Genomic DNA, 11,251 nt, shown 5'->3' on the forward strand with positions numbered 1-11,251 from the left:
GGTGAAACGTGTCACCGCCGATCGAATTGCATAACAAACGTCGACAACCTTTCAGTTGCTGGCTCTCTGACAAAGCGTAAATCGCCACCGATCATTCGCATAAGTTCCCTGGCCACCCACAGGCCGAGTCCAATTCCACCGACTGAAGATCTTGCCTCGCAGGCTCTTTTTCCTCTTTTGAATTTCCAAAATATCGTATCTTCTTCTGACGGTTCAATGGGAACACCGCTGCTTTTTACAAATATCCTTGAAGAGTCAACATGAAGATTGTGCTCAACAGTTAGAATAGAGTTCTTGTCGGCATATTTACATGCATTGTCGAGCAAAGTGTAGAGCACGTTTTTTAGTACGCTCACGTCAGTATTTATGTCATTTGGATCGCCATCTCCGGTGGGGCCGTCGCAACTGCCCATTTTCAGAACGAGTTCTATATCGCTCCGGCCCCGAGATGACGACACCAAATTAAATGTGCGCTGAGCTTCCGAGAAGACGTTTATCGTTCCGACAGATGGCGTATAATGTCTTCCCAATGATCGGGACAGGCTCGTATAGATGCCGTCGCATAAGGCGTCCAATGACGCCACGCGTTCCGCGATCTTCGAAAATGCGAGGTGCAATTCCTGAAATTCCGAAATCGCTGGATCACCGACGGGGGCCCGTCGGAGCATCAATTCAGCCGCTTCCCTTACAAATGAAACATCTGCGCTCGTGGCCGTCAGAGGGTTTCGCAACTGATGAGCCATCGCAAGTAAATCTTGATCCCGCGCTCTCAACAATCTCCGCCGCTGCATCGCAACTCCTGCGGTAGATGCGAGACTTTTTATGACGCCTATTTCATGTTCTGAGAAATTTTGACTCCTGCGGAACGCAATCAACATGATGCCAGTTACAATATCGCCGATTCTGAGAGGGCATATTATACATGTACGTATTTGTTCGCCTTTAACTAATCTGACCCAGAATTCTTCTTCGCCATCGTCATCTCGCAATTGCTCAACAAGTTTTTCTGGCGAATAGGTAATAATAGGATCTGTGCTTCCGGCCAGTCGTGGAGACGGAGTGTGTGGGAAAGACGAGAAAGGTGACTCGCTGTCGGGCAACAATGCGGTCCCGCGGTGCCCAGATATAACAGGATTGGCAACGAAACGGCGCTGATCTTGATCGTATTCAAATACCAAAACCATGTCAGCAGAGACAAGATTTAGCGAGTGCCCAGCGATACTATATAGAAGCTGGCCTTCGTCGGCCTCATTAGCAAGAGCTTTAGCTATTTCTTGCAAATTGGTTAACTGTCGGGCGGCACGAGCTGCATCGACGTAATACAAGGCGTGCCGTACAGCATCTCTCGCGAGATTCATAAAAAGTTTTGTTCCTTCAATTTCCTCTTCTCTGAATATATGATCATGCGTGAAGGCAACGTATAAAACAGCGTGCTTTCTCGGCGCTTTTCCCGAATGTAGACGATCAGGAAGCCGCTCGGACAATAGGTCTAGAGGATACGCGGCCATGGCTTTAACGCCAGCCCGATGCAATTGTGGATTGAATTCAGAAATCGTATGTCCGGTTTTGGTATCGGGCAGGAATTGCGGCCGACCAGAGGCGATCGCTTTCTCACCAAGACCATTGCGACGCGGCTTTACATCTCGCAAAATACCTGGAAGTGATTGACCGGACCAAACACTATATGCATGTAATCTATCACTTAGATCAAATGGAAATATAAAGTTTGCGCAGTCGGCGCCCGCAATTTCCTTGGCACTTTTAGCAACGGCTTCTAGCACGCTCAGGAGCGTTGATTGGCAGAGTGTATATGCGTACTTGCACGCAAGCTCAAAAACAAGCTCTATATCCGACCAGGTCACGACCTTGTGTTTTGACATACTTTCATTTATGTATCCAACTTCTAGTGTTCCGATCACCTGGAATTCGCTAGACGCATCAGTTTTTTTGCCGCGTTCCTGGACGAGTGATATACGCCGCGGCGCTGACGGTATGTCAGGTTCAAGCACGAAATCAGCAAAACTCGCTTCAGCGATGTGCCCCTTATCAAACCGCACAACCAACGGCAAAAACGCGCGGCTAAAGCGCTCATGACCATACTTCCCATATATAAAAGCATCAAATCTAGGATCAAAGCCGTCAATTAATTCAATACATAGCGGATCTGCTAATGCAATGTCGGCCTGAATATCGCGGAATTTTTTCTCGACTTGCAGCGAATGGCTGGCGACGTTGTACCAGCCGGTCTCTAATCCCGTTCCATACACCGTGCGGATCGTTTGCTGCTCAAAATCTATTAGTTGTATGGCTGCAAAATCAAAATGTAATCGGTTTCGTACTTCATTGCATATCGATTCGGCGACGTTATCTGAATCCAAAAGTCGAGAACTTGCGCTTTCGATGATCTGAGCTCTCTTCAAAACCAAAATCGACGTATTTCCATTATTTCTATAATTTGCTTCCTGTCCGGTTCCAGTCATGACTTCCTCCCTCAGAAAGAACGAGCTATTGTTTTTAGATTATTTCATGCAAAAATATTTTTAATATACGTGAACTTCGATAAAATCAAAATATCAAATCATGGTATTGATATTTTTTCAATAAAAGCAGATTTAAAGTATTGGTTTGCATGACAATCGCATCTCGAAGACGATTTAACTAAAACTTAATTATAATTTTATATTTAACACCTACCTACTAGTCGTAATATTTTCTGCATCTTCCACTTTGCTTATTCATTTTTCACCGATATGCGCGACTGCAATGCTAACATCGCTGATCGCTGCATGGATAAGGGCTGTGCGCTCCTCCATGAAACGTATTTTTTCTTTGCTCGGGTCATCTTTGGTCCACCAGCGGCCTTCATCAATAGCCGTAAGCAAGGCGCGCAAACGCGCATGTTCTTTTTTGAGGTGGGCGATGATAGCGCGTTGTTCCGTCATTGCCGCACTCACAGCGTGCAAAACGCATTATAATCCCAACAGTTATATAGCATCTAATCAGCCCTGTAAAGCAGGCTTGATCTGGATCTATCTGACCATCGTCAAGTTCGGCGTCATTCTGGTCTCCAACAGCCTCGTGGCGACCCTGTGGGGCGTGTCGTCGCCGCCGCTGCGGTTGCCCGAGTGGATTTCCGGCAGCGTCGACATCGGGTCCATCGACGACCCGACGGTCCGGCTGGCGATCATCGTCACCGGCCTGGGCGGCGGCGAGCCCGGTCACGGTGGTTCGCGCAAGCACCAGAGCGACGAGTATCGAGGCATGGCGGTCGCGCGGTCATACCGGCGAAGCCATTGCGATGCCCGGATACAATCGATTCGGTATCGCCTTGAGCGTGTCCGAGTCCGAGGGTGCGTTGGCCCGAGCCTTGTCGGCCTTCCTGCGGTCATGCAGGACGAAGTCATTGCTCGGAATCTGGTACGATCCTCAGCATCACCCGGCTTGGATCGATCAGAGCGATGTGCCTAGCCGTTGTCCTCTACACCTCCACCGCGATCGGTGCAGCGCGAACCGTGTCCATCAAGGCGTAGCAGGTCCGGTTGCGGCCCGTCGCCTTGGCTTCGTAGAGGGCGGCGTCGGCCAGGCCGAACAGGTCGGCGAGCGTACCGCTCTGACGCGGCAGGCCGAGGGCGAGCCCGATGCTGACCGTGATCCGTCCGACGCTCTCGCCCTCCGTCTCGACCACCAGCCCGGCAACCGCCTCGTGGACCCGCTCCGCGACGTGGGCCGCGCCCTCGGCGTCGGCGCCCGGCAGAAGGATCGCGAATTCCTCGCCGCCGACCCGGGCGACGAGGTCGCTCGGCCGGCGTGCGGCGTCCGAGAGGGCCCGGGCGAGGCCTTGCAGCACCCGGTCGCCGACGGCGTGACCGTAGCGATCGTTGTAGCGCTTGAAGTGGTCGGCATCGACCGCCAGCAGGGTGACCGGGCCACCGCGCCGACTGGCCTCGGCGAAGGCCCGCCCGAACGCCTCCTCGAAGGCGCGCCGATTGGGCAGGCCGGTGAGCGCGTCGGTGCGCGAGAGTTGCGCCAGTTCGGCTTCCGCGGCGTTGCGCCGGCGCAGCTCCCACCGAACCAGCAGCGCCAGCCCGACCGCCACGACGCACAGGGCGAGCACCACCGCGACGATCACCTGGGCCTTCTGCCGCCACTCGACCTCGATCTCTCTCGTCGAGAGCGCGACCGTGAGGTGGAGCGGCGTGTCGCCGACGCGGGTGAAGGTGTAGAGGCGCTCGATGCCATCGCTCTGGGCGATGCCGATGAAGCTGCCGGTGCCCTCGCGCAGGATGCGCCGGACGTTGAGCGAATCGGCGAAGCTCGGGGCGAGCTCGGGGTTCGGCACCGGATGACGCACGATGCGGGTGCCGTCGGCGTGGAACAGGTTGATGGTGCCGTCCCGCCCGAGCTTGACGTTCTGGAACAGGCGATCGAAGTAGGACAGCGACAGGCTTCCGAGCACGATCCCGCTGAAAGGTCCTCCCGGCATCCCGGTCCGCCGACTCAGGACGAGGACGGGCTTTCCGACCGAGCGGGACATGATGGGTCCGCTGCTGCCGAGCCCGAGGCCGGGATTGGCCGTGTGGGCCTGGAAGTAGGCGCGATCGGCGTTGTTGTATCGGCGGGGGGGCCCAACCGGCGGCGTCGTAGATGCTGTTGCCGTGCTGGTCCAGCACGAGCAAAGCGTTGAGATCCCTGGCGTCGACGGCGCGGTCGAACAGGATACGCTGGCGGAGCTTGGGAGGGACAGCCTCCAGATCGTGTGCCTTCAAATTCTCGACGATGTTCTGTGGCGCGACGTCGATGATCTCGACGTTTTGGTCGATGTCACGAGCTTATTGCGACGAGATCCGTACCGCCAGAAAGATTAATCTATTCGGAAAGACAGTAGAAAATTCTATCAGCATCAACGCGCTATACGTTTATCATCTACCAAAATAATATTCATTCACGAAGGAGTTGCCATTTTTCTTGATATCAAACAGCGGTAACCAGGGCCGGCGTGATGCGGCCCTGGTTCATCAGAATTGGGCGATTGGTATTTTTGGCTGACTGCGTTACTCAGGCCGCGCGCACAGTGGCAAGGAAGCGATCGACTTCGGCGGTGAGGTGCTCGGATTGGCGCGACAGCGCGGAGGAGGCCGCCAGCACCTCGCTCGCCGCCGCGCCCGTCTCCTCTGCTGCGCCCGCCACGCCGGCGATGTTGCCGGTCACCTCGCCGGCGCCGGCCGCGGCATGGCTGACGTTGCGCACGATCTCCTGCGTCGCCGCGCCCTGCTGCTCGACCGCGGCCGCGATCGAGGCCGCCACCGCGTTGATCTCGCGGATGCGCGCCGTGATGCCGCCGATCGAGGCGACCGCCTGGCCGGTCGAAGCCTGGATCTGCTCGATCTGGGCCGAGATCTCGCTCGTCGCCCTGGCGGTCTGGCCGGCGAGCGCCTTGACCTCGCCGGCCACCACCGCGAAGCCCTTGCCGGCCGCGCCCGCGCGCGCCGCCTCGATTGTCGCGTTCAGCGCCAGCAGGTTGGTCTGCTCGGCGATCGAGGAGATCAGGCCGATCACGTCACCGATCCGGGACACTGCGCCGCTCAACTCCTGCACCAGGGCACCGGTCTGGTCGGCTTCCGCCACAGCGCGATGCGCCAGCTCCGCCGAGCCGCTGACCTGACGGCCGATCTCCCGCACCGACGAGCCGAGCTCCTCGGCCGCGGCCGCGACGGTGGTGACGTTCGAGGCCGCCTCTTCGGCGGCAGCCGCCACGGCGGTCGATTGCGCGGCGGTCGCCGCCGCGGTGCCGCTCATGGTGCTGGCCGTCGCCTGCAGGTCGGAGGCCGAGGACGACACCATGGCGATGACGTTGCCGACCGCCGCCTCGAAGCCGTCGGCCATCTCGCGCATCGCGCGCTTGCGCTGCTCCTCGGCCGAGGCGCGGGCGAGCGCGGTCTCCTCCTCGAGCTGGCGGGTGCGGATCAGGTTGTCCTTGAACACCTGCACGGCCGCCGCCATGGCGCCGATCTCGTCCCGGCGCTGGCGAAACGGGATCTCGGTCCCGAGGTCCGCCCGTGCGAGACGCGCCATGATGCCGGTCATGGCGGTGATCGGGTTGACGACCCCGCGGACCACCCAGATCACGCCGCCGACGACGAGCACGAGCGCCGACAGGCAGAGGAGAGCCTGCCAGAGAAGGTGCCGGCGGGCCTCGTCGGCCGTTGCCTGCGCCATCGCGTCCAGTTCCGACACGGACGTCAGAACGATCTCGGCGAGCTGGTCGAGCCCGGGGTTGAACTGGGTCCGGTAGGCGTCGACTGGCGTTCGCTCGAGCGACTTGTCCGACAGTGCCGGCACGATGGTGCGGGTGCGATCCGCCAGGACGCCGTCGAAGTAGCGGCTCTGCGCGGTCCTGATCGCGAGCTTGAGAGGCTCGCGACCGTTCATGCTTTCGACGATGCCCTGCATCATCTGGAAGATGAACTTCGTCTCGCGTTCGAGCGCGTGGAGCTCGATGAGCTGGTTGGGCGCGATCACCTGGCCCTTCGCCAGAACGTCGATGACGATCACGGTGGCGCTGCCGGCTGAACTGCGTGCTTCCCACCCGAGCTGGCGCACGCGAAGGAGGTTCGAGAAGCGGGTATCGACCTCACGGATGCGTTTCTCGGTCTTGGCGATGAGGGCTTCGATCGATCGCTGGAGATCGAGCGCCTGCTCGCCGACCTTTCGCGTGAGGGCGAGGTCGCGGGCGGATACGGGCCTGGTAAGAGCGTCGTCAACGTCCCGACGCGTCTGCGTCCAGCGCTGATAGAGGTCCGCGATGACGCTCAGATCGAGCGTGCTCTCTCCCGACAAGCTGGATCTCGTCAGCCCGGTTGCGGAGGACAAGGCCTCATCGACGCTCTTGCGGCGCGCCGCCATGTCAGTGAGCGTGGGGGCGGCTCCTGCCGCTTCGAGGGTCAAGGCGGAGGTGGTGGCGCCGCGCTCGTAGCGTACGTTGTTCATGCCGCGTGTAAGCACAGAATCGAGCTTGGCTAAGTTTTGGGCATGGGCTGCATTTTCCGCCTCTCGCCACGCAGCGAGTAGACTGGTGCCAGCAAAGCCCAGCACCGCGAGACCGAGCGCGAGGATGATGCCGATGAGCCTTGTCTTGACTGACATGACGTCTTTCATTACATACTGCGACCAAGCATGTGCTTCTAATATAGAATTGTTAATTTTTGGTTTATAGAACAGGTATTGAGAAAACAAAATTTCGTTTTATTGAGAGGTGACCCTTAAACCCTGATAGCGAGATAGTAAAACTTTGGATGACGTCGTTCGGCGGCGGCCGTCCAGGTGTTCAAGGATGGGCTCGTGCGGATGCGGGCCTCGGGGAGGAGACCGTGCTGGCGGGTGCGTCGGCCGAGGAGCAGCGCCGGTCAACCGGCTCTGCGGCTCGGGCCTCGATGCGGTCGGCATCGCCGCGCGGGCGATCATGGCGGGCGATGCCGACCTCGGGCGGCCGGACGACGCGGAGCACGTGAATCCCCATGGCGGCGGCATCGCGCTCGGCCAGCCCCTCGGCATGTCGGGGGCGCGGCTCGCGATGACGGCGGCGCGCGCGCTCGAGGTCCGGGCTGCCCGGCGCGCGGTCGTCACGATGTGCATCGGCGCCGGCCAGGGCATCGCCGGCCTCATCGAGCGCGTCTGAGCGCCTGCGGCACACCCCTTCGACAAGGACGACAAGCGGGATCGACATGGCGGCGGTGGTGCGTCACGGCCGCAGCGTCGGCGGTCCGGCCCTGCGCGCGCTTAACTTCCACGAGCGGGCCGACCGGCTGCGCGCGCTCGCCGCCCGCCTCTCGGCCCACAAGGACGCCCTGGCCGCCCACGCGGGCGCGACCCGGCGCGACAACGTCTTCGACATCGACGGCGGTCGGCACCCTGTTCGCCTACGCCTCGCGCGGGCGCCGCGACAAGCCGGCCGAGCGGTTCGTCGTGGATGGCGGGGCCGAGCCGCTGTCGAAGGACGGCTCGTTCCTCGGCGTGCACGTGATGACGCCCCTGCGCGGGGTCGCCGTGCACATCAACGCCTTCGACTTCCCCTGCCGGGGCATGCTGGAGAAGCTGGCCCCGTCCCTCCTCGCCGGGGTGCCGGTCATCACCAAGCCGGCGACCTCCACCGCCTACGTGGCTGATCGTCGAGGCGGGCATCCTGCCGGACGGCGCGCTCCGGGTCCTGTGCGGCGCGCCCGGCCACCGGCTCGAGCACCTCACCGGTCAGGACGTCCTCAGCTTCACCGGGTCGGCGGCGACCTCGCAGGCTGTGCGCGACCACCCGGCGGTCTCGCGCAACGCGGTCCGCTTCATCGCCGAGCGGGGTTCGCTGAATGCCGCGGTGCTCAGGCCGGACTGGGACGTGGAGCTGTTCAACCAGGAGGACGAGACGGTCGCGCGCTACGACCTCCTCACGATGAGCGCCCGGACCGGCGCCGCCGCGCCGGTGGCCCGAGACCCGCCCGGCCGCCCGGTTGTGCGGCCGGGGATTTCGACGTAAGTCGCTGGGCCCGCTCCGTTTCGGTCGAGAACGGGGCGGGGATGGCGGATGACGGCGGCGCCGCGCCCGCCCGGGACGGGGGGCTTTGTGAGCGACGCGCGCGGATCCTCGGCGGATCGCAACGGAGAGGCCCTGGTCTCGCGTCTCCTGGACACGCTGCCGCTGCGCTCGGGCGGCTTCATCGTCACCCTCTACGGCGACGTCGTCGAGCCGCGCGGCGGCCGGCTGTGGATGGGCAACATCGTCGAGATCTGCCGGATGGTCGGCATCAGCGAGACGCTGGTGCGGACCGCGGTGTCGCGGCTCGTGGCCGCCGGGCAGCTCACCGGCGAGCGCCAGGGCCGGCGCAGCTTCTACCAGCTCACCGAGGCGGCGCGGCGCGAGTTCCTGTCCGCCGCCCGGACCCTGTTCGCGCCGCAGGCGGAGGTCGGCTGGCTGTTCGTCTGGCTCGGGCCCGACCCGGCCGGCGAGGCCGGGCCGGCGCTGGAGCGGGAGGGGTTCGTCCGGCTCGGGCCGCAATGGCTGCTCGGACCGGCCCGTCACCGGCCGGCGGACCCGTCCCTCGTCGTCTTCGAGGTCGGCCAAGGGGGCAGCCAAGGGGACGGCCAAGGGGACGGCCAAGCGGCCAGCCAAGCGGCGGGGCCGCGGCTCCGGGATCTCGTCGCGGCGCATTGGGACCTCTCCGCCTTCGATGCGGCCTATGCCGCCTTCCTGGCGGCCTTCGCCGGCATCGCGGACGCGCTCGACGCCGGGACCCACCTGTCGGATGCCGAGGCGCTTCAGCTCCGGCTGCTGCTCGTGCACGCCTACCGTCACGCGGCGCTCCGGGATGCGCGCCTGCCCGCCGCGACCCTGCCGGCCGACTGGAGCGGGCACCGCGCCCGCCGTCTCTTCGCCGACCTCTACCTCCGCCTTTCCCCCGCCGCCGACCGCCATGTCGGGCGCCACCTCCTGGCCGGCGACGACCTGTTGCCGGCGCAGACGGCGGAGACCCTCGCTCGGGCGGCGTCCCTCGCCCGGATCCGCGACGGCGCCTGACACCCTCCGCCACTTCCCGGGCACGGTCCTGCGGCCGGGCCTCACCGCCCGCGCGTGGCGCCGGATCGAAACATCACATCAAAACAGTGAAAAGGCATTGCGATGTGATGCTTTCGATGGTAGACGATCGGTTGGACGACAGGCTCGGCCGGCATGGCCGCCGCACCCATCCGGCAGGGCGGCACGACGCCGGAATGCGGCGGAGCCACGGGCTTCGGGCAAGGTCCCGGACCGGGTTCGCGTTCTGACAGGAGGGTCTCGCATGTATGCGCAGCTGGTGAAGACGGACAGCACGCATGTCCGCGGCCTCGACGAGATGTCGGACGAGGAGCGCGCGTTCCAGGAGCGGATCGACCGCGGCGAGAAGATCGAGCCGAAGGAGTGGATGCCCGAGGGCTACCGCAAGACCCTGATCCGGCAGATCGGCCAGCACGCCCATTCGGAGATCGTCGGCCAATTGCCCGAGGGCAACTGGATCACCCGCGCGCCGACGCTGGAGCGCAAGGCGATCCTGCTCGCCAAGGTCCAGGACGAGGCCGGCCACGGGCTCTATCTCTACTGCGCCGCCGAGACGCTCGGCGTCAGCCGCGACGAGCTGATGGAGCTGCTCCACGCCGGCAAGATGAAGTATTCGTCGATCTTCAACTACCCGACCCTGACCTGGGCCGACATGGGGGCGGTCGGCTGGCTGGTCGACGGGGCGGCGATCATGAACCAGGTGCCGCTGCAGCGGACCTCCTACGGCCCCTACAGCCGGGCGATGATCCGGATCTGCAAGGAGGAGAGCTTCCACCAGCGCCAGGGCTACGACATCATGATGAAGATGGCGCGCGGCACCCCGGCCCAGAAGCACATGGCGCAGGACGCCCTCAACCGGTTCTGGTACCCGGCGCTGATGATGTTCGGGCCGTCCGACAAGGATTCGGTCCATTCGGCCCAGTCGATGGCCTGGAAGATCAAGATGAACACCAACGACGAGCTGCGCCAGAAGTTCGTCGACCAGACCGTGCCGCAGGCCGAGCATCTCGGCCTGACGGTCCCGGACGAGAACCTGCGCTGGAACGAGGAGAAGGGCGGCTACGACTTCTCGGAGCCGGACTGGAGCGAGTTTTTCGAAGTTATCGCCGGCAACGGACCGTGCAACCGCGAGCGGCTGGGGGCTCGGGTGAAGGCCTGGGAAGACGGCGCCTGGTTCCGCGACGGGCTGAAAGCGCATGCCGACAAGGCCGCCCGCCGCCCCGCCATGGCCGTCGCGGCCGAGTGACCGGACACGAGCGGGCGGCCCTCCACCGGCCGCCCCGAGAACCAGAGCATCATGGGAGGATCGCGCATGTCCAGCGAATGGCCGTTATGGGAGATCTTCATCCGCGGTCAGCACGGCCTGAACCACCGCCATGTCGGCAGCCTGCACGCGCCCGACGCCGAGCTCGCGATCAAGAACGCCCGCGACGTCTATACCCGCCGCAACGAGGGCGTGAGCATCTGGGCGGTGCGCTCCAGCGACATCGTGGCGTCGAGCCCGGGCGACAAGGGCCCGCTGTTCGAGCCGGCGAACAGCAAGGTCTACCGGCACCCGACCTTCTACGACATCCCGAACGACGTGGGGCACATGTGATGCCGTCCCTGCCCGACGTGATGACGCCGGACGCCGCCGCCCTCGCCGCGGCGGCCGTTTCCGGCCCCCACCCGGCC

Annotated in this window: 10 protein-coding genes and 2 pseudogenes; 8 read left to right on the forward strand and 4 right to left on the reverse strand. The window is 62.7% G+C overall.

Annotated elements, in window-relative coordinates:
* Positions 1–11 precede the first annotated feature (11 nt).
* A complete protein-coding gene (locus VQ03_RS31965; RefSeq protein WP_083468005.1) occupies positions 12–2,480 on the reverse strand; it encodes an ATP-binding protein in 2,469 nt (822 codons plus the stop codon).
* A 255-nt stretch (positions 2,481–2,735) separates the two neighbouring features.
* Positions 2,736–2,942 carry a restriction endonuclease subunit S domain-containing protein gene (locus VQ03_RS14475; protein ID WP_048451593.1) on the reverse strand — a complete coding sequence of 69 codons (207 nt, stop codon included), beginning with the start codon at positions 2,940–2,942 and terminating at the stop codon, positions 2,736–2,738.
* Positions 2,943–3,018: 76 nt separating this feature from the next.
* Between VQ03_RS14475 and VQ03_RS33060 the strand changes: the two genes are divergently transcribed.
* The gene (locus tag VQ03_RS33060; protein WP_157064111.1) at positions 3,019–3,468 is read left to right on the forward strand and encodes a hypothetical protein; all 450 of its coding nucleotides are present in this window, start codon (positions 3,019–3,021) and stop codon (positions 3,466–3,468) included.
* Positions 3,469–3,478: 10 nt separating this feature from the next.
* Here the strand turns inward: VQ03_RS33060 and VQ03_RS14480 are convergent, their stop codons facing one another.
* Positions 3,479–4,483, reverse strand: coding sequence for a sensor domain-containing diguanylate cyclase (locus tag VQ03_RS14480; protein WP_053078590.1), 1,005 nt, complete (start codon positions 4,481–4,483; stop codon positions 3,479–3,481).
* A 172-nt stretch (positions 4,484–4,655) separates the two neighbouring features.
* Between VQ03_RS14480 and VQ03_RS31020 the strand changes: the two genes are divergently transcribed.
* Positions 4,656–4,865, forward strand: coding sequence for a hypothetical protein (locus VQ03_RS31020; RefSeq protein WP_053078591.1), 210 nt, complete (start codon positions 4,656–4,658; stop codon positions 4,863–4,865).
* A 190-nt stretch (positions 4,866–5,055) separates the two neighbouring features.
* Here VQ03_RS31020 and VQ03_RS31970 read toward each other — a convergent pair whose 3' ends face one another.
* Positions 5,056–7,155, reverse strand: coding sequence for a methyl-accepting chemotaxis protein (locus VQ03_RS31970; RefSeq protein WP_048451594.1), 2,100 nt, complete (start codon positions 7,153–7,155; stop codon positions 5,056–5,058).
* Between the two features lie 319 nt (positions 7,156–7,474).
* Here VQ03_RS31970 and VQ03_RS33065 point away from each other — a divergent pair.
* The 6 genes and pseudogenes from VQ03_RS33065 to paaB all read left to right on the forward strand — a co-directional run.
* Positions 7,475–7,675: pseudogene (locus VQ03_RS33065) on the forward strand (3-oxoadipyl-CoA thiolase); the annotation flags it as partial.
* 344 nt (positions 7,676–8,019) lie between these two features.
* Positions 8,020–8,100 (forward strand): annotated as a pseudogene (locus VQ03_RS35275) (hypothetical protein); the annotation flags it as partial.
* A gap of 103 nt (positions 8,101–8,203) precedes the next feature.
* Complete coding sequence (locus VQ03_RS35280; protein WP_425350071.1) at positions 8,204–8,521, forward strand: hypothetical protein; 318 nt, start codon at positions 8,204–8,206, stop codon at positions 8,519–8,521.
* Positions 8,522–8,608: 87 nt separating this feature from the next.
* Positions 8,609–9,559, forward strand: a complete 951-nt coding sequence (locus VQ03_RS14500; protein WP_053078594.1) for a PaaX family transcriptional regulator C-terminal domain-containing protein — start codon at positions 8,609–8,611, stop codon at positions 9,557–9,559.
* Between the two features lie 262 nt (positions 9,560–9,821).
* Positions 9,822–10,823 carry a 1,2-phenylacetyl-CoA epoxidase subunit PaaA gene (gene paaA / locus VQ03_RS14505; RefSeq protein ID WP_048451597.1) on the forward strand — a complete coding sequence of 334 codons (1,002 nt, stop codon included), beginning with the start codon at positions 9,822–9,824 and terminating at the stop codon, positions 10,821–10,823.
* A 66-nt stretch (positions 10,824–10,889) separates the two neighbouring features.
* A complete protein-coding gene (gene paaB / locus VQ03_RS14510) occupies positions 10,890–11,174 on the forward strand; it encodes a 1,2-phenylacetyl-CoA epoxidase subunit PaaB (RefSeq protein ID WP_048451598.1) in 285 nt (94 codons plus the stop codon).
* The last annotated feature ends 77 nt before the right edge of the window (positions 11,175–11,251 follow it).

Origin of the sequence: Methylobacterium tarhaniae (assembly GCF_001043955.1) — a bacterium.
Lineage (GTDB): Bacteria > Pseudomonadota > Alphaproteobacteria > Rhizobiales > Beijerinckiaceae > Methylobacterium > Methylobacterium tarhaniae.